At 38.9% G+C, this 24,480-nt stretch carries 23 protein-coding genes, 5 pseudogenes and 1 riboswitch; of the genes and pseudogenes, 12 read left to right on the plus strand and 16 right to left on the minus strand.

Annotation, left to right across the window (positions count from 1 at the left end):
* Positions 1-40: 40 nt before the first annotated feature.
* Positions 41-3,469 carry an EAL domain-containing protein gene (locus NLX67_RS16305; RefSeq protein WP_254312578.1) on the minus strand — a complete coding sequence of 1,143 codons (3,429 nt, stop codon included), beginning with the start codon at positions 3,467-3,469 and terminating at the stop codon, positions 41-43.
* A gap of 493 nt (positions 3,470-3,962) precedes the next feature.
* On the opposite strand from NLX67_RS16305, the gene NLX67_RS16310 reads away from it, so the two are divergent.
* Positions 3,963-5,180: an MFS transporter gene (locus NLX67_RS16310; protein ID WP_254312579.1), complete on the plus strand. Its 1,218-nt coding sequence runs from the start codon at positions 3,963-3,965 to the stop codon at positions 5,178-5,180.
* 327 nt (positions 5,181-5,507) lie between these two features.
* Here the strand turns inward: NLX67_RS16310 and NLX67_RS16315 are convergent, their stop codons facing one another.
* Together NLX67_RS16315 and NLX67_RS16320 are read right to left on the minus strand one after the other, a co-directional pair.
* Positions 5,508-5,801: a hypothetical protein gene (locus tag NLX67_RS16315; RefSeq protein WP_254312580.1), complete on the minus strand. Its 294-nt coding sequence runs from the start codon at positions 5,799-5,801 to the stop codon at positions 5,508-5,510.
* Positions 5,780-6,100 (minus strand): hypothetical protein, encoded by a 321-nt coding sequence (locus NLX67_RS16320; protein ID WP_254312581.1) that lies wholly within the window; start codon positions 6,098-6,100, stop codon positions 5,780-5,782. The genes NLX67_RS16315 and NLX67_RS16320 overlap by 22 nt, the downstream gene beginning before the upstream one ends.
* Before the next feature lie 472 nt (positions 6,101-6,572).
* Here NLX67_RS16320 and NLX67_RS16325 point away from each other — a divergent pair, with 472 nt between their 5' ends.
* On the plus strand, positions 6,573-6,983 hold the full coding sequence (locus NLX67_RS16325) for a DoxX family protein (protein WP_254312582.1): 411 nt from the start codon (positions 6,573-6,575) through the stop codon (positions 6,981-6,983).
* A complete protein-coding gene (locus tag NLX67_RS23260) occupies positions 6,984-7,076 on the plus strand; it encodes an excalibur calcium-binding domain-containing protein (protein WP_375143400.1) in 93 nt (30 codons plus the stop codon). It begins immediately after the preceding gene.
* 126 nt (positions 7,077-7,202) lie between these two features.
* Here NLX67_RS23260 and NLX67_RS16330 read toward each other — a convergent pair whose 3' ends face one another.
* A complete protein-coding gene (locus NLX67_RS16330) occupies positions 7,203-8,120 on the minus strand; it encodes an LCP family glycopolymer transferase (RefSeq protein WP_309143142.1) in 918 nt (305 codons plus the stop codon).
* A gap of 78 nt (positions 8,121-8,198) precedes the next feature.
* Here NLX67_RS16330 and NLX67_RS16335 point away from each other — a divergent pair, with 78 nt between their 5' ends.
* Positions 8,199-8,324, plus strand: a complete 126-nt coding sequence (locus NLX67_RS16335; protein WP_254312600.1) for an excalibur calcium-binding domain-containing protein — start codon at positions 8,199-8,201, stop codon at positions 8,322-8,324.
* Between the two features lie 381 nt (positions 8,325-8,705).
* Positions 8,706-9,749: a potassium channel family protein gene (locus NLX67_RS16340; RefSeq protein WP_254312583.1), complete on the plus strand. Its 1,044-nt coding sequence runs from the start codon at positions 8,706-8,708 to the stop codon at positions 9,747-9,749.
* A gap of 198 nt (positions 9,750-9,947) precedes the next feature.
* On the opposite strand, the pseudogene NLX67_RS16345 reads toward NLX67_RS16340, so the two are convergent.
* Positions 9,948-10,145 (minus strand): annotated as a pseudogene (locus NLX67_RS16345) (pentapeptide repeat-containing protein); the annotation flags it as partial.
* A gap of 386 nt (positions 10,146-10,531) precedes the next feature.
* A riboswitch (cyclic di-GMP riboswitch) is annotated at positions 10,532-10,616 on the plus strand.
* Positions 10,617-10,632: 16 nt separating this feature from the next.
* On the opposite strand from NLX67_RS16345, the gene sda reads away from it, so the two are divergent.
* The 3 genes from sda to NLX67_RS16360 all read left to right on the plus strand — a co-directional run bounded on the left by sda (position 10,633) and on the right by NLX67_RS16360 (position 12,258).
* Positions 10,633-10,806 (plus strand): sporulation histidine kinase inhibitor Sda, encoded by a 174-nt coding sequence (gene sda, locus NLX67_RS16350; RefSeq protein ID WP_254312584.1) that lies wholly within the window; start codon positions 10,633-10,635, stop codon positions 10,804-10,806.
* Between the two features lie 344 nt (positions 10,807-11,150).
* The gene (locus NLX67_RS16355; RefSeq protein ID WP_254312585.1) at positions 11,151-11,309 is read left to right on the plus strand and encodes a hypothetical protein; all 159 of its coding nucleotides are present in this window, start codon (positions 11,151-11,153) and stop codon (positions 11,307-11,309) included.
* Positions 11,310-11,622: 313 nt separating this feature from the next.
* Positions 11,623-12,258, plus strand: coding sequence for an FMN-dependent NADH-azoreductase (locus NLX67_RS16360; protein ID WP_254312586.1), 636 nt, complete (start codon positions 11,623-11,625; stop codon positions 12,256-12,258).
* 253 nt (positions 12,259-12,511) lie between these two features.
* Here NLX67_RS16360 and NLX67_RS16365 read toward each other — a convergent pair whose 3' ends face one another.
* Positions 12,512-13,357: an STAS domain-containing protein gene (locus tag NLX67_RS16365; protein WP_254312587.1), complete on the minus strand. Its 846-nt coding sequence runs from the start codon at positions 13,355-13,357 to the stop codon at positions 12,512-12,514.
* A gap of 768 nt (positions 13,358-14,125) precedes the next feature.
* Between NLX67_RS16365 and NLX67_RS16370 the strand changes: the two genes are divergently transcribed.
* Both NLX67_RS16370 and NLX67_RS16375 read left to right on the plus strand, forming a co-directional pair.
* On the plus strand, positions 14,126-15,331 hold the full coding sequence (locus NLX67_RS16370) for a quaternary amine ABC transporter ATP-binding protein (RefSeq protein WP_254312588.1): 1,206 nt from the start codon (positions 14,126-14,128) through the stop codon (positions 15,329-15,331).
* The gene (locus NLX67_RS16375; protein ID WP_254312589.1) at positions 15,312-17,063 is read left to right on the plus strand and encodes a glycine betaine ABC transporter substrate-binding protein; all 1,752 of its coding nucleotides are present in this window, start codon (positions 15,312-15,314) and stop codon (positions 17,061-17,063) included. The genes NLX67_RS16370 and NLX67_RS16375 overlap by 20 nt, the downstream gene beginning before the upstream one ends.
* A gap of 330 nt (positions 17,064-17,393) precedes the next feature.
* Here the strand turns inward: NLX67_RS16375 and NLX67_RS16380 are convergent, their stop codons facing one another.
* The 6 genes and pseudogenes from NLX67_RS16380 to NLX67_RS16405 form a co-directional block, all read right to left on the minus strand.
* Positions 17,394-17,711 carry a fimbrial protein gene (locus tag NLX67_RS16380; protein WP_254312590.1) on the minus strand — a complete coding sequence of 106 codons (318 nt, stop codon included), beginning with the start codon at positions 17,709-17,711 and terminating at the stop codon, positions 17,394-17,396.
* 279 nt (positions 17,712-17,990) lie between these two features.
* Positions 17,991-18,794 carry a DUF421 domain-containing protein gene (locus NLX67_RS16385; RefSeq protein WP_254312601.1) on the minus strand — a complete coding sequence of 268 codons (804 nt, stop codon included), beginning with the start codon at positions 18,792-18,794 and terminating at the stop codon, positions 17,991-17,993.
* Between the two features lie 90 nt (positions 18,795-18,884).
* Complete coding sequence (locus NLX67_RS16390; RefSeq protein ID WP_254312591.1) at positions 18,885-19,091, minus strand: DUF1657 domain-containing protein; 207 nt, start codon at positions 19,089-19,091, stop codon at positions 18,885-18,887.
* A 21-nt stretch (positions 19,092-19,112) separates the two neighbouring features.
* Positions 19,113-19,238, minus strand: a pseudogene (locus NLX67_RS16395) (stage V sporulation protein AD); the annotation flags it as partial.
* 50 nt (positions 19,239-19,288) lie between these two features.
* A pseudogene (locus NLX67_RS16400) lies at positions 19,289-19,567 on the minus strand (SpoVA/SpoVAEb family sporulation membrane protein); the annotation flags it as partial.
* Between the two features lie 1,019 nt (positions 19,568-20,586).
* Positions 20,587-20,766: a hypothetical protein gene (locus tag NLX67_RS16405; protein WP_254312592.1), complete on the minus strand. Its 180-nt coding sequence runs from the start codon at positions 20,764-20,766 to the stop codon at positions 20,587-20,589.
* A gap of 314 nt (positions 20,767-21,080) precedes the next feature.
* Between NLX67_RS16405 and NLX67_RS16410 the strand changes: the two genes are divergently transcribed.
* Complete coding sequence (locus NLX67_RS16410; RefSeq protein ID WP_254312593.1) at positions 21,081-21,260, plus strand: hypothetical protein; 180 nt, start codon at positions 21,081-21,083, stop codon at positions 21,258-21,260.
* Positions 21,261-21,350: 90 nt separating this feature from the next.
* On the opposite strand, the pseudogene NLX67_RS16415 reads toward NLX67_RS16410, so the two are convergent.
* Positions 21,351-21,569, minus strand: a pseudogene (locus tag NLX67_RS16415) (phosphoenolpyruvate hydrolase family protein); the annotation flags it as partial.
* Between the two features lie 122 nt (positions 21,570-21,691).
* Between NLX67_RS16415 and NLX67_RS16420 the strand changes: the two are divergent.
* Complete coding sequence (locus NLX67_RS16420; RefSeq protein ID WP_254312594.1) at positions 21,692-21,844, plus strand: hypothetical protein; 153 nt, start codon at positions 21,692-21,694, stop codon at positions 21,842-21,844.
* A gap of 759 nt (positions 21,845-22,603) precedes the next feature.
* On the opposite strand, the gene NLX67_RS16425 is transcribed toward NLX67_RS16420, so the two are convergent.
* The 3 genes and pseudogenes from NLX67_RS16425 to NLX67_RS16435 form a co-directional block, all read right to left on the minus strand.
* Complete coding sequence (locus tag NLX67_RS16425; RefSeq protein WP_254312595.1) at positions 22,604-23,077, minus strand: hypothetical protein; 474 nt, start codon at positions 23,075-23,077, stop codon at positions 22,604-22,606.
* 175 nt (positions 23,078-23,252) lie between these two features.
* A complete protein-coding gene (locus NLX67_RS16430) occupies positions 23,253-24,014 on the minus strand; it encodes an SDR family NAD(P)-dependent oxidoreductase (protein ID WP_254312596.1) in 762 nt (253 codons plus the stop codon).
* A 340-nt stretch (positions 24,015-24,354) separates the two neighbouring features.
* Positions 24,355-24,480, minus strand: a pseudogene (locus NLX67_RS16435) (nucleoid-structuring protein H-NS); the annotation flags it as partial.

Consider the following 24,480-nt stretch of genomic DNA (forward strand, 5'->3'; position numbering starts at 1 on the left):
CGGCAGACATTTTTTTTGCAGGAATTTCGTTTATTGCTTTTCAAAAAAGAGGCAGCCTCACTTCAACTGTTGTGCCTTGATGTTCTTTGCTTTTAAATGTAATTGTCCCTTTATGCTGATGTATAATCCTAAAGCATAACATTAAACCTAAACCGGTTCCTTTTTCTTTATTGCTAAAAAAAGGTTCTCCTAATTTTTGAAGGCGTTCTTCATTGATTCCAATCCCATTGTCAATGATTTTTATTAATACACTGCTGCTTTCTATCATGACATTGATGGTCACAATTCCTCCGTTGGGCATGGCTTCAATACTATTTTTAATTAAATTAATAAATACTTGTTTTATTTGGTTGGGGTCACACATAAATGGCGGAATATATTGCTCTGCTAAATGGCGGATTTGTACATTTTGTAAGTATGCCTCTGACCTTAGCAGCATTTCAACATCATACAGTGTTTTGTTAATGTCCGCTTTCCTTAATTGAATTTCTTGCGGCTTCGCGAGAGTAAGAAATTCTTTAATAATGCCCTCCACACGGTCAAATTCCTCCATTATCACGTCAAAGAATTCCTCTTTTATTATTCCTTGCTGCAATAGCTGAACAAATCCTTTTATGGAAGTAAGCGGGTTTCTTATTTCATGGGCGACGCCTGCAGCAAGTTCCCCTACTACGGTTAATTTCTCTGACATTAACAGCATTTCTTCTGCTTTTCTTTTTTCTGTAATGTCTCTTCCTACCATCGTAACGTGTTCCACCGTCCCGTTTTCTCCAACGACGGGCGTCCCCACACACTCAATTAACAGCCAATTTCCGTCAGCGTGTAAAAAACGAAATTCCACCTGGGAGCAGGTCTTCGTTTTCACAATCTGTTCCACTTGCTCATGGAAAAATCCAACGTCTTCTGGATGCATTTTCATCATTATTTTATCTCCGCCACACTCTTCCTGCGGGAAACCAAGAACTGTTTCGTGTGAAGGTGAGGAATAAACAACTTGTCCGCTGCTGTCTAGTAAACATATTAAGTCTGTCATGTTTTCAGCGATAAGGCGATATTTATTTTCACTTTCCTGCAGCGCTTCCTCGATTTGTTTCCGAGCTGTGATATCTACGCCTGAACCGATTACCTCGACAACCTTTCCTCCTTTTTTAACCGGACACAAAACAGTAAGATACGCTACACCATTAACAAACATACTCTCATAAGTAACAACTATTTCTTCTTCCCATGCCTTTTGGTAATGTTTCAGCTTCTTTTCTGCCGCTTCAGTGGGCAGAAAATCATGCAGCGCTTTTCCTACGACTTGAGAAGGTGTCAGGCCTAATCGGTACAGCAGCTGTCCATCACATAATGTATGAATGAATCGGCCATTGATTTTTTTGAACTTTAAGGTCATTCCCTGCTGCAACCGAATCGTATCCTGCATTTCTTTTTGTGCCCTGTCTAGTAATTCTTTGGTCCACATTTGTTCATTTACGTCTTGAGGAAGCCCATGCTTTTTTACAAGCTGCTGGATTTCTGGAAATGTTTTTTCTATTTCACTTGCAGGCAATGGGGGACTAAAGAAAGATCCTTGTCCTTCGTCACATAAATGCTGCTGCAAAAAAACAAGTTGTTCCGCCGTTTCAATTCCCTCGGCTATGACATTTAACTTTAAGTTATGGGCCATTAAAATATTGTTTTTTACAATGGCTTCCTCGTTAGAATGGTTATGGAGTTCTTGGATAAATGATTGGTCAATCTTTAAGGTATCAACAGGAAATTGTTGCAAATAGTTTAATGAACTAAATTCTGTTCCGAAATCATTGATGCTTATCAGCACACCAAGATTCTTAAGTTGTTGCAAGGCCAAAAGAAAGCGCTCAGCGTCCATCTTAATATTCCCAGTGATTTCAAGCTCCAGATAGCAGGGCTCAAGCTCTGTTTCCTGCAGAATATTGGCAATCATGGTCACCATATCGGGGTGAATAAGCTGTTTGACTGATAAATTAACGGCTATGACCGTTGAAAAACCTTTTTGGCGCCATGATTTATTTTGTTTGCACGCATGATACAAAGTCCATTCCCCAATAGATATGATCAATCCGGTTTCTTCGGCAAAAGGAATAAAAGAATTAGGAAAAAGAATTCCCCACTCCGGGTGTTTCCAGCGCAGCAAAGCTTCAAAACCCATAATATTTCCTGTTTTTAAGTTTATTTTTGGTTGATAGTGTAATAATAATTCATCACGTTCAATCACTTTGCTAAGATCTATTTCCATTTTCAATGGATTCAGGTTGAGCCCGCTTTTATTTGAAAAATAAAACTCATACGTATTTTTACCAGCTTTTTTTGCTTGGTGTATAGCAAAATCAGCATGTTTGATCAATTCTTCGGCTGTTTCCCCATCTTCTTTAAACAAGCTAATTCCTATACTTGCTGATGTAAGAATATTATGACTCTTAATAATATACGGTATTGCAAGAGCATCAAGAATTCGCTCCGCAACCTTTGAGGCAACATTTTGATCAGCGTCTAATAAAACAATAATAAATTCATCTCCACTTTGGCGGAAAATAAGATCATTATCATGAATAGAGGACTTTAACCGTCTTGCAACTTTTTGTAAAAGAATATCTCCTATAGTATGGTCTAATGTATCGTTAACTACTTTAAACTGATCAAGATCAAGAAGCAGAACGGCAATGCTTTTTTTCGTTTCAGTGGCTCTGGAAATTTCATTTGAAAGGCAGGAATGCAGCATATTTCTATTAGGTAAACCGGTTAAGTAATCATAGAAATCCTCATAATTATTTGATTTTTCTGTCTCTACTTGATATGTAATATCCGAAGAAACACGCTTCATATTGCCAAAGCGGTTATTTGCCTCAATAGATTCCCTATAGTTCACTTGTTCAAAATAATTGTCTATTTGATCTTTTTCCACCGGCATAACTAAATTATGAAAAGTCAAATCAGTTAAGTTCTCTGCTTTGCTGTCGCCATCTTTGTGCAATAAAACTGAATGGGGGGACAGCTCAATAAGATGAGGATCGTACTCGTGGCTTTGGGCTGAATGCAGGGCTGCTGTTTTGAGTTCCGTAATATCAAGAACCATACTTGTGTGTAAAATCACGTTCCCTTGCTCGTCTGCTATACTATTCGCAGTTTCTTTAACCCATCTAACCATTCCATCTGAACGGATAATTCTATATTCAATAGTAGACGATCTGCCTGTTAACACTTTTTTTGTATGATCTTCTACTATAGGGATGTCATCTAAAAAAACAAAACGTTCCCATATTTGGGGATCGTTTTCGAAATCACTTTGTTTGCATCCATAAATTTTGGCACATTCATTTGAAACCCAAAAAGAATTGTCTTCTGCATTTTTGTACCAAACAGATAGTTTTAAATGATCAAACATGCTTTTAAGAAATTCATTATTTTTATAAAATCGAAAAAAATCGACATGTAAGGAAGTCTCCATTTATAATCTCCATTTATTTTTTTTAATTCAGCACTTTTCCATTTTAAAGAATATAAAGCGTTTGGAAAGGTGAGCAGGCGGAAGTGATATTCCTTCTCTCCTAATGTAATGCAAATAAATATTTATAGATAGTTTTATAAAAAGAAAATATATGTCTATCTTCTGTCATTATAATCTCACAGGGCTTTAGAAACAATATGAGGTTTCTTACAGGCAAAGAATATCTATTAAAAAACAGGAGCTGTACAACAGGCTTTGCCAAGTTTGCGCCAAAGAATTTGATTTTTCAGGAAAACACTCCCTCTTTTCTTTAAACAATTATACAGAAAAATTGGTGCTCTTTTACAGCATGACTGTGATAAAATTTAAAAGGGCTTTCATTATTTTGAAAATGATTAATACGACAGCACAAGATTTTAATAAGTACAAGCATATTAAGATTCATTAGAACACTTTTACACAAACAATTGTTTTATGATTGGAGGAAGTACATATGCAAGCAACAGCGAAAACGAATCAACTACAGCCTGTCACAATGTATCGGATTCTCTTTGCGATTAGCCTAGGGCATTTTTTAAATGACTGTATGCAGTCCGTTGTACCCGCTTTATTTCCGATTCTTAAAAAATCAATGAATCTGAACTACACCCAAATGGGCTGGATTGCTTTTGCACTTAATATGACATCATCCCTCTTGCAGCCTGTGTTTGGGGTTATTGCAGATAAGCGGCCGTCTCCCTTTTTACTGCCCATTGCGATGTGTTTAAGTATGATTGGCATGGTTGGTTTAGCAGTGGCATCGAATTTTTATTTCGTTATTGGATCCGCATTGTTTGTAGGATTGGGATCAGCTATTTTCCATCCTGAAGGCTCACGTGTAGCTTACATGGCGGCCGGGAGAAAAAGAGGATTGGCTCAATCCATTTATCAGGTTGGCGGGAACACGGGGCAGTCAATGGCTCCATTATTTACCGCATTTGTCTTTATTGGGCTGGGCCAGCTCGGATCCCTTTGGTTCGTTCTTTTAGCAGGATTGGGTGTTTTTGTTTTATACGGCGTTTCTAAGTGGTATAAAAGCGAAATTGCTGAGAGCAAACGAATGAAAAAGAAACAAGCATCAGGAACTCTTCAATTGAATAAGGAAATTATTTTTGCCATTGCTCTTCTTATTTTTCTTGTATTCGCCCGTTCATGGTATGGGGCTGGCGTTTTAAATTATTTTCAGTTTTATGTAATTGAAAAATTTGATTTATCGATAAAAAGTGCCCAGCTCTATGTGTTTTTATTTATGATCATGGGCGTATTTGGCACATTTTTTGGAGGTCCGTTGGCCGATCGTTTCGGAAAACGAAATATTTTGTTGTTTTCTATGCTTGGTTCCGTTCCGTTTACATTGTTATTGCCCCACGTTCCACTGGCATTTACGGCACCGCTGTTAATCTTGATCGGCTTTATTCTTCAGTCCAGCTTTAGTGTAACAGTCGTTTATGCACAAGAATTACTTCCTGGCAAAATCGGTCTCGTTTCGGGTTTAATTGTCGGTCTTGCATTCGGTATGGGGGCTCTTGGTGCAGTCATTTTCGGCAAGTTAGCTGATGTGTACAGCCTTCAATTTATTATGCTGTTTTGCAGTGTTTTGCCTATACTTGGTGTGTTTACGTGGCTGCTCCCTAGTGATCAGCGAGTGAAAGAAATACATGAGATATCTTGAAACGCTAGATCTGAGATGTATTTTATCTGCAGCCATTTATCTCCTTGTTTCTTCTCCAGTGTGTATCCACGATTGGAGGAATACCCGAAATCCGCTGCATTATGGAAGGTTCAATTGTGATATCTTTCATAGTAGAGGAGCCCCTGGTCTGTTAAAATAGAATTGTGAGTAATATTTTAAGAGCCGGGGAATTTTTTCTTGGCTTTTTTGTATAAATTATTATCAAGTGGTTCATACTAGTACTGTCAGTTTAAAAAACCCAACTCCTTCAACTCGAAATCATTTTTCAGCCAGGCCCTCGCCTGGCTGTTTTTTTATGCAAACCCTTTATGCAAACCCCCACCGCTTCTTTGCAGCTGCCAGCATTCCAGTAGTTAAATCCTGATACTTCGCTAAAACGTGTTCATCACTCAATCCTTTTGCAACAAACTTTTTGTACTGGGCCTTACTCAAATTTCCATTCGAATTGACCGTCAGCTTCCCCCGTGAAGAGAATCTGTTGCCTACCCTTTCGTATGCTTCTCTAACGTAGGCCGGACGATTTGCTTCAAACTTTTTGCAATACGCTGCCATTTGTTCCGGTGTCCATTGCTGTTCAATTATTGCTCTACGGTATGCCATTTTAATTTTCCTCCCGTCAATTCTTCAAACCACTGTTTGTCACCCGTTAATAACGCCAGATCGACCAGCGTCTCCCTGTCCCGTTGCTTGTCCCAAAAATCGCCAATGGGTTCCAGCTGCTCTTCTGTGAAGATGCCGGGCGATGGTTTTTTGAAAAGGTATTTACCGTCCATAATCCAAATCACTTTCGTCAATTCAACTCTGTATCCATAAAATCCGCTTTGCACGATATTACTCACATATCCGACAGCTGTCATATCGCCAATTTTTACTGTTTTCCACTCTCCTACTCTTAACAAGGCTTTCACCCCCAGTTTGCTGTCTTTCATTATTTCTTTTTTTTCTAGTTTTATACATTATCCTCTTCGAATATATGCTTATGCCTTCTTATTAAATAATTCAGCTTTAGCTGGCAACATTGCTCATATATCCTCACTACCAATTTTGACTGTTTTCAACTCTCCAATCTCCGCCAAAGCTGCTATCTCTTTAAAATAGTTTCATTTGTTCGAAAAACTCCGGTTCTTCTGGCTGATCGAAAATGTCTTCTTCCATTTGGAAAAGCTGTCTTATCTCAAAAATGAGGCCCGTGTTTTCTCTCAGGTATCCGAGTGGGCAGCTCGGACGGGCGAAGGTGCAGTTAATAAAGGAGTGACAGATGAGCAATTAAGCAAAAAAAGTAGTTGCTATACCAACTATTTTACTTTAAAATAAAATTTCAAATTAGTTGCTATAACAACTAATTTGAAAATTATTTTGGAGGTATTTGTGATGGAAGCTCTTGGACTTTTAATTATACGAGTTGTCGTTGGTCTATACTTTGCTGCACACGGAGCGCAGAAAGCATTTGGATGGTTTGGAGGTGGTGGACCTGCTGGAACAGGTGCATTCTTCGAGCAAATCGGTATAAAGCCGGGTAAACCTATGGCTCTGTTCGCTGGATTAGGTGAATTCATTGGAGGAATACTATTCTTGTTGGGATTCCTTACGCCTTTGGCTGCCATATTAATCATTGTTCCGATGATTGTTGCTATTAAAACAGTACATGGAAAAAATGGTTTGTTTTCTGATAAAGGTGGAATTGAATATAATTTGGTATTAATCGCCGTCGCATTAGGAATCGCATTGTCAGGTCCTGGTTTTATATCGTTAGATGCACTTTATAATATCAAGTTTTGGTAAATTCAACGTCTTCAAACAGAACGGCATAAAAAAAGTCACTCTGCTTACGATATGAAACACGATCGTGATAAAGATGGATGGGCTTGCGAATGATAAATAAGTTGAAATTCCTAAAACTCTCCCTTTTCTCTGGGAGAGTTTTATTATATACCGCTCTCAATTGTATGGGAGTCAAGCAGAGTATTACGGCAAATTTAAACCAGCTTCTTAGCAGCCTCTTTATTTCAAATTCAAATGTTCTTTAAACTCATTCGATACACGTAATACTTCTTTATTATCCACTACATAATAGTAAATGCCGCCAATTCTTGTACCGATACCGTCAATTGTGACGGTTTCAATGTGATCACGGGCTGATGCATAATTTTTTTGAATATCGAGCATGTCTCTGATCGACAAATTCGTTTGTACATTGTCCCCAACTGCCTGCATTACATCTGTGAATTTTAAAATTATTGCCGGGTCGTTCCCTTTATCTAAAATCCCTTTCATCACTTGGCGCTGCCGGGCCTGTCTGCCGAAGTCGCCGTTTGGATCTTCCATGCGCATCCGTACATAGTTCAATGCTTCAGATCCGCTTAATGTAATGCGTCCTTGAGCAAAATGATCACCTTCGTTGGAAAAAGCAAAATCATTTTGCACCTCCACACCGCCAACAGCATCTATAATTTCTTTCATGCCTTCCATGTTCATTTCCACATAATAATCCACCGGCATATCAAGAAAGTTTTCAACTGTCTCCACGGCCATTTCCACACCGCCGAATGCATAGGCATGATTAATTTTATCTTCTGACCCTTTTCCTGTAATCTCTACACGTGTATCCCGTGGAATGCTTAACATTTTCGCTGTATTATCTTCCCCGTTTACGGACACAAATAGCATAGTGTCGGAACGGCCTACGTCCCCTTCCCGCTCATCCACGCCAAGCAAAAGAACTGTAAAGGTTTCTTCCTTCTGCAATGACACATCCTTCGCCCGCTTGTTTGAATGCAGCACTTCCCCGCTCAACGTATTTTGGAGGGACTGATAGACCGTAAATGCCATCCCTGCCCCAATCAGCAGCACGAGCAAAAAGAAACCTAATAAAAACCGGCTTTTCCTTCGCTTTTTATTTCGCTTGCCTCGTCTTCCCACAGACACGACTCCTTTATGAAATGTGAATTGGGAATAGCATGCCCTTACAAACGATTTTCACAACAGCCTTTTTCAAATATGCCGCTTTCGTCTTATTCTAAAAAACAAAAAGCAAAGTATCTGGACGGCGTGAAAAAAGGCCACCCAGCTTATGATGAGAAGCATGACTGTGATAAAGATGGCTATGCATGCGAGAAATCATAAAAAAATTCATTTCAACATCACTCCATTTCTTTTGTGAGAGGGGATTGCTTAGTCAGATGATGTGTCACCGGATGCCCATTTTCACACAGTATGGTGCGATAAGTTAACGGATTATGCCGGATAATTTACGGAATGAACTGTTCAGCTAATGAATTCTTGAAGAAAAGTTTACTGTATTCCCACCTCCCTATGCTTGACGAATGTGGAGAGTAGAAGAATGATAGTAATTTAAAGGCCTTCCTTAAAATAAAAGGTTCGTTACAAAGGGAACTTCTATAAACAGCGGAGTTCCCTTTTTTATATGTTTTAGCAGTGACTGAATAAGGGAAAGATAGAGTGAAAAAGCCCTAGGCAAAAGGAAGAATGTAAATGAGGATTTCCATGAAAAAAATAATCTATTACCTGATTAAGTTAAGAAGTCGAATCTTTTTTCCTTTTTTTCTTTTGTATATAGCGGCAGCTGCTTATATCGCTCTATTAATAGAACCGCAAACATTCGATTCTTATTTAACTTCTGTTTACTGGGTGCTGACTGCGCTGGCCACAGTTGGTTTTGGGGATTATGCACCCGTTACAAATGCCGGGAAAATCTTTACCATCTTCCTTTATATTACGGGGATTGGAATGGTCAGTGTATTTATTGGGAACATTCTGGAATCAGTTTATCGGATTGAAAAATTGAAAGTGGGAGGAAAAATGAAATATACAGGGGAACATCACATTATTTTAATTGGATGGAATGAAAAGTCAAAAGCCGCCGTACACGAGATTATTAGATCAGATCAAACCGTTGACATTGTCCTCATTGATAAGATGGAAAAAGCGCCTATGATGGAAGAGCACCTGTTTTATGTTCGTGGAGACGCTGCTGATGAAGAAACATTGATGCAGGCAAATCTGCCTGACGCAAAAGGCGTGATCATTTTTGCCGAAGAAACCCTGCAAGTCAATGGTGCGACAAAAGATCCGCTGCTGGTCGACGGAAAAACGTTACTGATTGCTACGGCTATTACTTCCATTGAAGAACGATTAAACATATCGATCCATATCACTGCTGAAGTCATTAATCAAAAACATATCCGCTTATTTGAGCGTGTGAATGTAGATGAGTTTATCCCAACCCGTGAAATGATTTCGCATGCAGCAGTACGCTCATTGTTTTCTCATGGTGTAACGCATATCTATTCTGAACTGATGAGCAGGCAGTATGGAGAAAGTATCTATGAAATACCAAAACGGGCCGAATGGAAAACATATCGTGACGCTTTTATGGATCTTCTTGAGCAAGGGGCTACGCTGGTGGCAGATCATACGGACCTTCATGTAAACCAGAAATTAGATGAGCCAATTCCTTCCAAGACACAGCTTTTTGTGATGTGTGATAAAGAAACGATCGCCAAGCTGCATTCAAGCTCCTTAAGATGAATTTCAACCTGGAGTGAAACAGAAATTTGGAAAAAACAGCGAAATCGGGCTGATTTGCGCACTGACTGGATGGCCGTTTTTCCCAGCAAGCTTTTGTGGGGCAAGCAGGGCAGTGCGCTTCCCGGATGGTGTCATACGAGAGAAGCGGCTCTCCGGTGCATGATACGAAGGATGCTACGTTCACTAAGTCAGAATCTATTATCCTTCCACTTTGAGCCAGTGATCAGGAATGCTCAACGAAGAAGGCAGCTTAGTCCGAATATCGCCTTTAGCCGAGTGTACTTGGGCCTGATTGAGAAAGATACTTCCAATGAGGTCAGCTGCTATCAACAAAGCGCCCCGTAAGTTAGCTCCTTTAAGGTCCGCTTTTCTTAACTTTGCACCAATAAAGTTACTGCAAAATCAGCATTGCGTAAGGCAAAGCTACACAGCACAAACCAAAACAGTTTTCACAGTCTGCACTTAAATGATTAAGACTTTTTTCTTTATTCGCCAATTGGTCAGACAATGTATACACTTACTCTAAAGAGAAATTGCTTCTATTGGTTTATACATCATTGTTCTTGTTGAGAATATTAAAAAATTATAACTCAAAAGTGAACCTCACCCATCAAACCACAGATCTGGAATGGAAAAGCGCGGCTCAGTTCTGTTTAAAATTTATTTTTTTGTGAATTTTGTTAGAGAAATGCTAAAAACTAAATTTTTTTCATGAAATGTTAATGACATTTTTTCATTTATTAATTATTATTTAATTCTGCGAATAATTATAATAACAAAAATTCAGAAAAAGGCAAACTAGCCGAAAGGTTAGGACGCAAAGTTTCAGGTCTACGGTCAAATGACTATGATAGCTGGACTGCCTTGTGAATCAGGGGGCATTATGGAAAATTTAAAAATATCAGATAAAGATTTGCTAGCAGCATACACTGATGCTGTTAGGTTAAAATTAGACGAAGATTTTATCCAGCTGCTTGAAAATGAAATAAAAATCAGGGGGATCGTTTTTTTGGATCACTTACCTGCCCCCCCAGATTCATTAGTAATAAGTGTTTAATCAATTTTATCAAAAAATAAGCGAAACACCCCCTTTCTCAAGGAATGTAGAGGTCAGAGCCTAATGAGTTGGCAGGGGATGAATCGCTTTTTTTATGCAGTAAAACTGAACGCGTGTTTTGTGTATAGCTGCTTTATTTACGCGGATTGTCCGAAGCAGATATCCAGAAAGGAATTGAGCGGCTAAAAGCGGTTTGATGTTTATTTTGGTCTTATTGCTTCGGGAGTAAGTAAAGAGATCATCATTATTTTCGCTTGTATATTATCGGAGCTTGGCGCTTGTTTACTTTATAATCAAGAGGGAATAATACTAAAGTAAATCTTAATAAAGGGAGAGTGCGTATAATGGCAAGAAATAAAACAATGATGACAACACTGGCACTTGGAGCTGCCTACCTTCTCCGAAATGAAAAATCACGGACAAAGATCATGAATCAGTTTAAAGGATTAGGCATGAGTTCAAAAAGCAAGAATGCAGAACAAAAGTCGCTTCCACTAGCATAACAAAGAGGCAATCCCGGCAATCGGGATTGCCTTTTTTTGATTTAATACCCTTTTTAGAATTTTCGAGAATACAGCGTGCAGTGATGAAACCAGCTGCATTCATCTGCCTTTTTAACATTTATGATCAAGGCAACGATTTTTCATGGATGTATTGCCACGGCTGTTCATCTCTTTTCTTATCCTTTCAACTGATTAAGACCTTGACACTCCTGAAAAATGACCGCATTTCATTCGTAGGGAATAAAAAAAAGAAATACATACATCATAAGGAGGCAGCACAAATTTATAAGTAAAGAAAGGAAAGATATAATTTATGGCAGATGTTCTTTTTATCACGGCACACCCACATGATGAATCACAATCCTACAGTATGGCTGTTGGCCAGGCTTTTATTGACGCCTATCGGGAAGTAAATCAAAATGATGAAGTTATTCGGCTTGATTTATATCAGGAAAATATTCCTCATATTGATAATGACATCTTCAGCGGCTGGGGGAAACTTCAGTCAGGAACCACATTTGGGGAGTTATCTGATCAAGAACAAGCAAAAGTAGGCCGTCTTTCCGAACTGTCTGATCAATTTGTGGCTGCGGACAAATACGTCTTTGTCACACCTATGTGGAATTTCTCCTTCCCTCCTGTTATGAAGGCTTATATTGATTCTGTGTGTGTAGCTGGAAAAACGTTCAAATATACAGAACAAGGACCAGTCGGTCTTATGACAGACAAAAAGGCTCTGCATATCCAGGCACGCGGAGGTGTTTATTCTGAAGGTCCAGCCGCCGATATGGAAATGGGGCACCGCTACCTAAGTGTGGTCATGCAATTCTTTGGAATTCCTTCTTTTGACGGCTTGTTTGTAGAAGGTCATAACCAATTCCCGGATCGGGCACAGGAGATCAAAGCAGAAGCAATTAAACACGCTCAAGAGCTGGCAAAAACATTTTAACAACCAACAAAAAATAGAACAAAATAACTTTACAAAATCAGAAAAACTCCCTTGTTGTTTTGGTTTTAGGAATAATAAGGGGGTTGATTCTAGATCCTGTACACTTATTCGTATTTACCATAATACTGATCATCGATAATAAAGGTTTAAGCATTGCTCGCCTGAGAATTTCATTCTGAATGCTCTTTACATAAATGTTGATATTTCAACAAAAGAAAAAAGTATATAATAAATCGTCATTGCAATTGAGATATTACTTCATATTCTCTATTGCCTGCTTAACATTTGCATATGTCTTAATCGATGAAAAATCGATCCCCCCACTAATCGCTTTTGTAGCTAAATCAGGGCGAATGCCAGTATAAAGAACGTTTATTCCCAACAAACGAAGAATATCATATACTCTAAACAAATGATGGGCAACGTCTGTATCAATCGTCACAATGCCAGAAAAATCAATAATAAGGCACTCAACTTTTAACCCGGGGATATCTGGTAAAACCTTATTCAAAATATGTTCAACTCTGTATGAATCAACGGTCCCAATCAATGGAAGAATCGCAATCCCATCTTGAATAGGTACAATGGGAGCCGATAATTCATTAATCGCTCTTTGTTTTTCATTAATCTCTCTTTCTCTTTCATCAAGAAGATGATCTGTTTGTCGTTCAAAGGCAAGTATGGTCTCTGTAACGCTGACGTCGAGCATATGGTTGACCGTTTTATTTAGCGTGACCGTATCCTCTGTAGAAAGTCCATGCTCTGTAGAAATTTTCGTGATTTGTTCGATAAAACCTAATCGAATAGCAGGATAGCGTCCTATCATACTTGAAATTCTTCCCTTTAGCGCTGCTTGACGTTCTCCATTTTTTTTGCTCATTTCGATAAAACCATGCGGCATTTTATTTTCATTTAACATAATAGACTCGGCCAATAACTCTATAAACTCAGTGTAAACACCGTTATAATACTTTATTTCCTCTTTAGGAAATTCAACCTCAAATCGTTGAAGAATATCATCAACGATTTTAATAGCCAATGATTCAGAATTATCAGTAAGGTATTTTGCAACAATTGAAATCTTGTTCCTTATTCCCACGTTCTTATCTTTATATAGCTTAATTGTATCCTTCAATTCGGAAATTGAATATGTTTGTTAAATTCATTAAATCTATACAATTTATCTTGTTGAGTTCGGCTAAGTCTATATTCATTTCCTTCTTCAACTAACATGCCCTGTTTGTATTATTTTAACAATAAAATCAACATTATTCATTAACACAGCCTTTCAAACAACCTGCAGGCGTGTTAAGTGGCGGTAGTTCAAATTTGTTTTTAGCACGTATTCGCTAGACTTTCGAACCTCTTCGTTTGAATATTTATTCTTTCTTTGTTAAGGTAACTAAGTACTTTCAGAATTGTACGTGTAAACCCCAACCGGAACTGAACAATATTTTGTAAGTAAAAACCATCGTTATATTCCATTTTATACGCCATGCTTGTTCGTTTCTTCATTTGTGTTTTTCCCTCTTTTCGCTACTTAGAATGCTCATTTAATCACAAACTCTTTTAAGCGTAGAATTTCTTATGGGAATCTTTTTTTAATGAATGTTGGAGGCTAGCGCAAGCAATCGTCCCCGCGAGTCTTGTCTAGCTAATCATGAGGGACTTGCACAGAACATGAATCAGAACGAGGTAACTAACGTAGCCGTTTTTCAATAAGCTACATGTGCTGACTTCGACGTTGACTAGCGGACATAAAAACGCGTAGTCGAAGTTCCACATAGGCTCTTGTCCTTATCAGCATAAAACGAGAAAAAACGGCAAAACTGAATATGATGTTGGCAATTAACAATGAGGTGAATTGATGAAGCCGTATGTAGAAGTTAGAAATGTCTCGAAGATTTTTGGGAAATCTCCCAGAGCAGCTATTGATTTATTGAAGCAAGGCAAAACAAAAAAAGAAATTTTGAAAGAAACAGGACAGACAGTCGGCGTGAATAATGTGAATTTCGACATTTACCCTGGTGAGATTTTTGTCATCATGGGTTTGTCCGGAAGCGGAAAATCTACCTTAATCCGTATGTTTAACAGGCTGATCGATCCTACAATCGGAGAAATTCTGATTGAAAATGAAGATATCGTGAAGATGAATGGCTCTAGATTAAGGGAAGTTAGGCAGAAAAAAATCAGCATGGTTTTTCAAAACTTTGCCCTATTTCCTCATAAAACGATCATTGAAAATACAGAGTATGGGCTGGAAATTCAGAAAATCCCTGCTGATGAACGGCGTGAAAAAGCAATGAAGGCGCTCGAAGTCGTCGGTTTAAAGGGCTACGAAAATCAACTGCCCTCACAGTTGAGCGGCGGAATGCAACAGCGGGTAGGCCTTGCGCGGGCACTCGCCAGTGATACCACAGTCTTATTGATGGATGAAGCTTTCAGTGCTTTAGATCCGTTAATCCGTAAAGACATGCAGGATGAACTACTTGAAATTCAGGAACAATACAAAAAAACGATTATTTTTATTACGCATGATTTAGATGAAGCACTGCGGATAGGGGACAGAATTGCGCTGATGAAAGATGGCAGTGTCATTCAATTGGGCACCCCTGAACAAATTATGATGAGTCCAGCTAATGAATTTGTCGAAAAATTCGTTGAAGATGTAGACTTATCAAAAGTTCTCACGGCTTCGCACGTGATGAAACGGCCGGAGAAGATCGGTGCGGACCGAGGCCCGAGGGTTGCACTGGAAATTATGCGCAAACAAGGCTATTCGAGCATATTTGTTGTGGACCGCAAACAGAAATTATTAGGGGTGCTGACTGCTGAACAAGCACGTCAGGCAATTGATCAAAACCAGTCCATTTCTGAAGCTATGACCACCGATATGCCGACAGTTACGGAGGGTGCATTACTTGGAGATCTTATGGAAGAGATGGCAACCTCCAGTCTTCCCATATCGGTCATTGATGAAGAGAAAAGAATTAAGGGAATTGTTATTCGCGGAGCAGTAATTGGTGCTTTAGCGGGCAATAAGGATTCCTTGAATGAAATGGAGAGTGATTGATCAAGTGAATATAAAAAAAATCCCATTAGGAGAATGGATCGATTCCCTAGTGGACTGGATAACCATTACATTTGCAGGATTATTTTCATTTCTAACCACCGCCATTGAGGGGCTGTTAAATATCCTCGTTGATGTATTAAGTGCAGGTCCTCCGATCGTATTAATGATAGTCTTAGCCCTCTTGGTTACCTATACCAGCAAATGGCCATTAGGAATATTTACGATAATCAGCTTACTGTTGATTGAAAATCTTGGTTATTGGGACTCAAGTATACAAACACTTGCCATCGTCATATTGTCAGGATTGCTCACTGTCGTTATAGGGATACCGGTCGGAATATGGTGTGCACAAAGAAAATCAGTGCGAAACATCGTTACACCTATTTTAGATTTTATGCAAACGATGCCGGCATTTGTTTATTTAATTCCATCGATTTTATTTTTTGGAATAGGCGTAGTGCCAGGAATTATTGCGTCGTTTATTTTTGCGATTGCTCCGACAATCCGTATGACCAACCTTGGAATTCAGGAAGTGCCGAACGATTTAATTGAAGCATCGAATGCGTTTGGTTCAAGCAGCAGCCAAAAATTGTTCAAAGTCCAACTGCCTTTGGCAACTCCGACGATTATGGCCGGAGTTAACCAAAGTATTATGCTTGCGCTATCTATGGTTGTGACTGCTTCATTAGTTGGAGCACCTGGACTTGGGGCAGATGTTTACCGGGCTGTCAGTCAAATTAACGTAGGACAAGGCTTTGAAGCTGGCTTGTCCATTGTCTTCATCGCGATCACTCTCGACCGGATCTCGCAAAACTTACGAAATCCCGCATACAAGCATATTATCAGCCCTAGAATTGTTTTTTCAATTTTAGCTGTGCTTGTGGTAGTTACTGCCCTCATTTTAGCCTTTACAAAAGAAGAAGCTGCAACAGAAAACCCTGGTGGAATCAGTGCCCAAACCGACTATAAAATCATCGGGATTGAACCTGGAGCCGGCATCATGACGCAGGCTAGAAATGCAATAAAAGATTACGGGCTGGATAATTGGCAGCTTGTTGAAGGTTCTTCTGCAGCGATGGTTGCTGAATTGAAAAAAGCCTACGATCAGAAAGAACCCATTATTATTACCGGATGGTCACCGCACTGGATGTTTTCTTCATTTGACTTGAAATATCTTGATGACCCGAATGAAACCTTTGGCGGATCTGAAGATATTAATACAATCGCTCGAAAAGGACTTGAACAGGATGCTCCCGGCGCTTATAAAATCCTTGATCAATTCTCTTGGGAAACGAGCGATATGGAAGAAGTAATGGTCCATGTTGAAGAAGGGATGGATTCAGCTGAAGCTGCTGAAGAATGGATTGCCGCTCATCAGGATAAAGTAGCGGAATGGACAAACGGGGCCCAGGCAGGGAATAATGAACCGATCAAGCTTGTTTATGTAGCCTGGGATACAGAAATCGCCAGTACAAATGTAATTGGCAGGGTTCTCGAGCAGAATGGCTACAATGTTACACTGAGTCAAGTAGAAGTCGGTCCAATGTTTGCAAGTGTTGCCAACGGCAGTGCCGATGCAATGGTAGCTGCATGGCTGCCCAGTACCCATCTCGAATATTATAATACCTATAAGAACGATATCGTTGACCTTGGACCAAACCTACAAGGAACGAAGAATGGATTGGTTGTCCCTGAATATGTTGAGATTGATTCAATTGAAGATTTGAAATAAAAAAGTGGGCCGTCTCAAAAGTCTGTGAAAACTGACTTTGAGCAGCCCTTTTTTTATGCACGAAAAATCGCCTGATCTATTATAGTGAATGCTGATTCAAGATTTTTGTTTGTGTTTTGCTGCGCAAAAAGATGTTTCATTCCCCACCCGCACATTGAACAGCACCCTCCATTTACACATATTCTCCACTTTCTTTTTTAGAATGCGGTGTGATTTGAATGAGGAAAATTAAACATTAGGCTAAAGTCATCAATGCTAGCTGAATGACGAGCTGCAAATCCATTAATAAATGGACCAGCGCAATCGGAAATAACCTTTCCGAAAATTCATTCAGAAGCTTATTTCTTCAACCGGTACGCCTTTAGCGTTTTCAAATACAATTTTACCGGCTTTTACTCTTTCATCGACTATATACATCAATATCCGGTCATCGAGTATGTCAATGCTGTTAATTTCAGTATTGTTCTCATCATAAATTACTGCCGACTGAACTTCAGGTGCATTTTCCAGAGATGCTCCTAGGTAACGCCCGTCTTCTCCTTCAAATGAAACAAGAGGTATATTCTCTCCAATGGCTGCTTGATTATCTGTATACAAATCTTGCTTCCATTCAATCAGTCCAAAGGTCTCGTTATTTTTCTTGTACACTGCAAGAATGCTCTCTTCAGATTAAAATACTTAAAAGCATAAGTATTGAAACTAAAGAAATAAGAAAGAATAATGGCAGACGAAAAAGCCGGATTAGAGAATTTGCCTCACCGACTTTTTATCTTTCACAAAAATTATTTACTTATTTTCTGTTTAACCTGAGTACACTCTTATTGAACCAAAATCACCCTGTGACCATAAAGAAAAATTGATTCTTCCGCTCTTTTTGGTACGTTTATGCAATTCAACTTCCATTAAATACAAAAATGGCGCCTTTCTTTATCCTTTTAAAATATAGGCTACTTTATCAAGGGCTCTTTGTAATTTTTCACTGTTTTTGCTGTACATCTCTTTGGCTTCTTTATTCTCTGTTCCAAATGCGAATAGTTCCAAGTCTGCCTGGCATTTTTTCATTGTTGCAAGTATTAAAGGCATTTCTTGGGGAGGCGGGACTTCAAGTTTATCATCAAATAAATCAACGGTTAACTGCCCATAAGAATTTACCTGTCCAAGAAAGACGTTATCAATGGAAACGCCCAGCTTGTCTAATTCAGTCGTTAACCATCCTCTGCTTACATTTATTGTTGACAGCGGCTCATCGAGTATTTTCCCATCCATAATGACCGTCTGCGGTTCTTTAATAGGAGCGACTTTTACACCCAAGTCCTTTGCGGTCAGCGGCTGATTTTCTTTTTTCAGCAGCACACTAAAATCACCAGATGCTTCTAATACAGCAAATTCAACATCCGCCACCTGAAAAACATCTTTTTGACGAAGCAATTCCAGCAATTCATCCGTTGTATATCGCTCCTTTTTTAAATTATCTTCCATTATTTTTCCATTTTTAATAAAAACAGTCCCTTTTCCTTCCATGAAATCACGGAATTTTTTGCTCTTTAACGAAAGAAACCCGGCTAAAAAAGGTACTCCTGCAAAAACGACGATTCCCAAAATTCCGTGCATAATGTTTCTTTCAAGTCCCGTGACCACTTCTGCTCCGATACTTCCTATACTGATACCTGCGACATATTCAAAGAAAGACAGCTGGGAGAGTTGTTTTTTGCCCAGTATTTTTGTCACCATAAACAGAACCGCTAAAAACAATAAGCCCCGTAACACGACTTCTAACCACTCTGGCACTGCTTCACACCTCCTTCGAAAGAATCATACATGTTAAAATCCTTCATATTGAAGTTCTTGTCGCTCCAATTCTCCAACCCGATTCTTCAAGTCGGTTACGATTTCACTTACTTCCATCATCGTTTCATGCACTGTACGTTTCGCTTCCTTATCCTGCGTTCGTGCTGCTAAGTCCGATAAACTCGCTTCTACACCTTTTAAACTGGCGAGACATTGTTTCACGTCTGATGCGACCGTCATCTTCATTCCTCCTTATTTTTCTCATTTATCTCTGGATTCGATCGATACCGCATGATCAATACAAGGAATCGTTTCATCCTGCTGAAAATGTAATCGCGACAGCAATGCTCCCGTCGCAACAACAAGCATTCGGTTAAATTTCCCTTTCCAGTGAAGAGAATCCCAGGCTTTTGTTCAAAGACCCATGTCCCTTACCCTCACAAGCCGCTCCACTGTGTCAGAACCTTTTTAATCGTTGTAACGACGAAAGCAGAAAAGACACGAACACAATGACAGGACCAGCTAATGTAAACATTACCGCCCCCACCCAGTACGAACCCTTCTGTCCGATATTCAATAGCTGCCGAGATAACGGCGTTTCTGAATCCGGTAAAGGGAACCGCCGGCCGGTCGTCCCCGCCAAATTGTGCAATACGGTTATAGACGCCAAATTCTGTGAGAAGCATCGAGATGAAAATCATTGTTCCTGCCGTGGGATATGTGTCTTATTCATTTTTAATATGTTCTACTTTAGCAAATTGGATACTATCTTTTTCATACTTATACCGATCAAATTGGATTTTGCTTAGGATATATCCGTAATCAGCATCAGATGGCTGGATAGCTATTTAAAAAAGGAATCTTCTTATTGCTCTTACCCTGGATTTCATCAATCACCCATCCTCACATGTCGTGAAACAAAAAAGATTGGCTAAGTTTACCGAACTTTTCAACGTTTTTGCGGTTTAAATTAAAGTTCTTCTTACAAAATTTGTTTGCTTGCCTGGGCTATTTTAAGACCAGCTATCGTTTGTTTCACATCACTGCTAACAGGACTGCTGAAACCCTCCTTGTGTTTTAAGAACATTTTTAGAATGAGGAAAAAGACCGTTTTTTATATTTTTTAAATGTATCCATCTCATGAAAAAAGGATGACTCATCTTTCTAAAAGGTAAATAAGTATTTCGCTTCCCGTATCTTTTGACATAACCTCAAATTTCCTTTTTTCCAAACGATCATATGCAGGTATAAAAATCTGAAATTAGGTAAGCCTGTACCATAATTTCTCTCCATTCATAAAAGCATCTGCTTCCTGGGGCAGATGCTTTTTCCTTTATAAAGAATAAAAAATCGGTAATGAGTTATTGTAGAAATGAAAGCACGCCGAATGGTTGAATCATGGGAAGTGGATGAAATGTTTTATCGGTGAGAGGTGAGCCGAAATAAAAAAAGCTTTCACCAAAAGCTTTTTCTTTTGATAAGCTGGATTAACTGTCGATTTTGCACAAAAAGCCCCTAACATACCCCAATAAAATGGCGCACCAAAGAGAATGGAAGCGTTTTCTCCATTCTCTTTGATCATTTGGTTAGATTTGAAAAACGATCTTGCGTACCTATCTGGATGTCAATCCATTTAATACATCGGAACTTGTGGGATTACCCATTCTCCGATTCGTTCAAAATCATCTAAATACTCATCTGTAATGATGGCCATAGTTACCCCTTTTTTAAAAAATTACTTGGATGATTTGTATTCATTCATTAGCACTCGAAAAACTCCTTCTTTTTCAATCCCTTCACCTAGATCAACTGGATGGCATGCAACATGCGCGATGCTGTAAACCTTGGTAATTGCGACAATCTCTGATTCCTTAATGGCTTCTTTACAGATCCGACATCGAACATTTTTCGGCATTTTATCACCTCATTTATATTTTAAAAATTCTATTTCAAAAGAAATTTTCCTTCAAAAAAATAAGATTATTTTACATCTTTCTTGTATAAGGAATCGTGCAAGAACACAGATGTCTATGGTAAAAAGATGATTTAATTTATGCGCAGATTTGGGAGAAATAACTAAAAAGCAAAAAAATATGAATTCAACTCTTACTAATAGGAATTCATCACAACAAAAAGGACTGTCAAAAGTACCAACAGCCCTCTAAAAAGTGTGGTTTTGAGCGAAGCTTTCTCTTCCTATTTTTCAGAATTAATAGGGATAGTATGGATATGGTGGGTAAGGCCGGTGGTATGGATATGGATAGTATGGAAAGTATGGGTAATATGGGTGGAATGGCGGCCTCGGATAATAATACGGCCGTTGTACTTCTAGTGCATCTTCCGGATAGTCATATTCGCTGGATGACAAGAAGTCTTCCTCAGGTTGCAAATGTTGTTCTTCCAAAATAAGGGCCTCCCTTACATATTAACTTTCCCTTTATCTTATACAAATCCTTTAAAATGGGTGTAAGAAATAGAAAAATTCATCAATGATATTTTTAAGCCGACTGCAGGAAAATTTTGCGCGCCTGCAAAGCCCTTGTCTTTTAACTGCTTCAAGAAAACGTCCATTATTCTAAATAGGTGGGTTCCATAAACTCCTGCCAGTACTAGTGTATGCTGAACAACTTGTAGCACTTCCAAACCCATTTCCACAACGATTTGATTTGCGTCACTATACGGTAACAATCCTGCAAGTGAGCCTCTTCCAGCCATTCTATTTACCTGTTTTTCAGCCAGTATTCAGATTTAGATAGCAACAAGAGAAAGGCAAATGAGCAGAAACTGCACTGTGTTAAATTTTGATTCCAGGGGATACTATCGTCAGGAGGGTGATAGTAATGTATGAAGGTTTTGAAGCAGCAAACTTATCGTCTGAACAGACAGAAAGATTAAAGCAGTTAGAAAGCGAATTGGACTGCACGCTTATTGCGTATGAGCGCAAAAAAGAGCGAAGCACAGAAACAAAAAAACCGCCTCTTAATCCGTTCTAATGTCGGCATAGACCATGCAAAAAAAGGAACTTGCACACCAATCTGTGCAAGTTCCTTTCCCGATCAATCATTTTCTTTCATTTTTATATTGTCCCGTTCCATTACAATGATGGCATCCTTTTCCATTGCAAGGTGTGCAAATATGTAGTTTCATTGTTTTTCCTCCTTTTAGGATAGCGGGGATAAACCCTTTTTTCATTGCAGTTTAATTACTTTCATTAATCCAAAATCCAAAATTTCTTAACCAAGGATTCTATTTTTTACTCAAATGGTAAATATTAAATTACTGCTTTATTATTACCCGTCATTTGGTTAATAAACATGTTTTGGTAAAGATAATTCGATTTACATAGTTGAAAAGATTGTTTAACTAAACAGTTAATAGAACTTTGAAAACCGAGGGGCTGATAAGATGGCTGGAAGCAAGTGATATAAGGGGTCAGTTTTAACGTTAGAGTTACGCTGGCTTTTGACGGAGTTATAATGACTTTGGATATGCTTCAAAGTATATATGTTTCCATTGGACCTAGGATAATCATAATTGCTCTTGCTAGGCTATATTTTTGGATTGAATAGTACACGGAAATATTGAAGCTGGGAAAAATAATTCAATCACCGATTAAAAAAATGATCCCATAGGAACCAATTTCGAAACGGATCTACAGTTGACCGGATGAATCGCATATCGGACCGAAGAAACAATCAAAACTGTTGAAAATAGCATTTCATTAGCTATTTACCCGTGAAGCTGCTCTATCCTTATTGATCGATCGGCAGGCGCGAATCCTGATATGTTATATCGATAAAAGAACCGTCATTTGCGTAAATACGTATATCATTTAAATCGACGCGGTCTCTGAACTTAAGATAATAAATGTCTGTCGTCATTTTGCCGAGTTTCTTTGCCACAGCTGCTTTAACCTCTTCTTCTGCATCTGGCGCTACTGTCGAGTATACGTTTACAAAATACTGCTTCGGCAAAAATTCTGCTCGATCAAATAAAGCCAAATCACTGCTGTCTGCATACTCGATTCGCCAAGTTTCCGTAAAATCTTCTGACAATGCCTTGTCTACTTCCCAGTCCTCACTAACATCTGCTTGCCCATTTACGGCTTCTGCTTCCGGCTGTTTTGTTGTTTCTTGAGTGGAAGGGATCGTTGACATTAATGCGGCTGCTATAATTACACTCATTAATAAAGCCGCACCTACAGCTGTCTTTTCAGTATTATCCAATTTAAATAACCTCCTTATTTTTTATTATTATGCCGCACACGCACATGAATTACACAAAATTACCAGATGATTTAATTTTAAATTCTTAATAATTTACACACAAACAAAAAAGAGCCGTCAGCATAATGCCTGGCTCGCTTACTTATTTTCAATCCTATTTATGGCATACTTTATTTTAAAAATTCATCCGGGATTGTCCGCCATCTACATTGATACTTGTCCCTGCCATCCAAGAAGCTTTATCAGAGGCTAAAAAAGCAACAACATTCGCTATTTCTTCAGGAGTACCAAAACGGCCCGCTGGAATTTCATTTTTAATAAACTGTTTAATCCCCTCTGGATTTTCATTAAGGCGTTTTTTCCAGTTTCCGCTTTCATGAAGGATGCTTCCCGGGGCCACACTATTTACTCGAATCCCATCAGCAATGACTTCATCCGCTAACGATTTCGTGAAACTGATTAGGGCTGATTTCGCATTATTGTATGTAACTTTGCCGCCGCTTTCTCTTCCAAAGATAGATGTAATATTAATAATCGATCCTCCCTGATTTTTTTTCATATGCCCCACAGCTAATTTGCTTAAATGAACCGCTGAAAAATAATTCAGCTCCATCGCTTGATAAAATAAATCCATCTCTGTTTCAGTCGCTTTCCCGCCATTGCTGCCGCCTGCATTATTTATCAGAACATCGATCGTCCCTTTCTGATTCATAAAGGATTGAATCAGCTTTTCCCGCTCATGAGCCTGTGAAATATCTGCTTGAAAAATGGACAGGCTGCTGCCAAGCCCTTCTTTCACCTTTTCTAAAGCTTCGATACCGCGGGCAGCAATTGACACATTCGCTCCTTCCAAGACAAACGCATGAGCAATCGCTTTTCCAATACCCATAGAACCGCCGGTAATAAGCACCTTTTTCCCTTGTAAATGCAAATCCATTTAACCATCCCCCGTTCATTTGATTTATTTTGGCTTTATATTACACGCTTTACTTGCTGCCTGTCCAAAGCCTTCCATTCATATTTTTTGTCCCTTCTTACTTCTTATCCTCACGTACAGGTGCTTTTAATGTATCTTTAAAACAAACCTGCACCGTTTATAATAAAGATGAACCAAAATTTGTCTATAATTTCAGTTTTTTCATTAAACTGGTCTTGTAAATACATATGGCACATTTTCTTAAGGTGGACAAAAATAAAAATACCCGGAAGAAAATCTACTTCCAGGTATTTCATTTAAATGTTTTTTGCAAGACGCTGATCAATAGGTAGCAATTTACCTATTTCGCCGAAATGGCGAGAGTAGGCTCGGGTGATGTAACTTTGTCATAGAAATTGACAAACTTGTCACGATCGTCGCTGTTGCGGTACGCCATCGCCACACGCGGATGTTCATTCAGTACACC

This window comes from Domibacillus sp. A3M-37, assembly GCF_024213455.1.
GTDB lineage: Bacteria > Bacillota > Bacilli > Bacillales > Domibacillaceae > Domibacillus > Domibacillus tundrae.

Bases quoted from the DNA above. Each gene is read 5' to 3' on its own strand.
- NLX67_RS16305 (WP_254312578.1), bottom strand. From the start codon at position 3,469: ATGGAGACTTCCTTACATGTCGATTTTTTTCGATTTTATAAAAATAAT.
- NLX67_RS16310 (WP_254312579.1), top strand. From the start codon at position 3,963: ATGCAAGCAACAGCGAAAACGAATCAACTACAGCCTGTCACAATGTAT.
- NLX67_RS16315 (WP_254312580.1), bottom strand. From the start codon at position 5,801: ATGGCATACCGTAGAGCAATAATTGAACAGCAATGGACACCGGAACAA.
- NLX67_RS16325 (WP_254312582.1), top strand. From the start codon at position 6,573: ATGGAAGCTCTTGGACTTTTAATTATACGAGTTGTCGTTGGTCTATAC.
- NLX67_RS16335 (WP_254312600.1), top strand. From the start codon at position 8,199: ATGCCGCTTTCGTCTTATTCTAAAAAACAAAAAGCAAAGTATCTGGAC.
- NLX67_RS16340 (WP_254312583.1), top strand. From the start codon at position 8,706: ATGAAAAAAATAATCTATTACCTGATTAAGTTAAGAAGTCGAATCTTT.
- sda (WP_254312584.1), top strand. From the start codon at position 10,633: ATGGAAAATTTAAAAATATCAGATAAAGATTTGCTAGCAGCATACACT.
- NLX67_RS16355 (WP_254312585.1), top strand. From the start codon at position 11,151: ATGGCAAGAAATAAAACAATGATGACAACACTGGCACTTGGAGCTGCC.
- NLX67_RS16360 (WP_254312586.1), top strand. From the start codon at position 11,623: ATGGCAGATGTTCTTTTTATCACGGCACACCCACATGATGAATCACAA.
- NLX67_RS16370 (WP_254312588.1), top strand. From the start codon at position 14,126: ATGAAGCCGTATGTAGAAGTTAGAAATGTCTCGAAGATTTTTGGGAAA.
- NLX67_RS16375 (WP_254312589.1), top strand. From the start codon at position 15,312: ATGAAATGGAGAGTGATTGATCAAGTGAATATAAAAAAAATCCCATTA.
- NLX67_RS16385 (WP_254312601.1), bottom strand. From the start codon at position 18,794: ATGGTGACAAAAATACTGGGCAAAAAACAACTCTCCCAGCTGTCTTTC.
- NLX67_RS16390 (WP_254312591.1), bottom strand. From the start codon at position 19,091: ATGACGGTCGCATCAGACGTGAAACAATGTCTCGCCAGTTTAAAAGGT.
- NLX67_RS16405 (WP_254312592.1), bottom strand. From the start codon at position 20,766: ATGCCGAAAAATGTTCGATGTCGGATCTGTAAAGAAGCCATTAAGGAA.
- NLX67_RS16410 (WP_254312593.1), top strand. From the start codon at position 21,081: ATGGTGGGTAAGGCCGGTGGTATGGATATGGATAGTATGGAAAGTATG.
- NLX67_RS16420 (WP_254312594.1), top strand. From the start codon at position 21,692: ATGTATGAAGGTTTTGAAGCAGCAAACTTATCGTCTGAACAGACAGAA.
- NLX67_RS16430 (WP_254312596.1), bottom strand. From the start codon at position 24,014: ATGGATTTGCATTTACAAGGGAAAAAGGTGCTTATTACCGGCGGTTCT.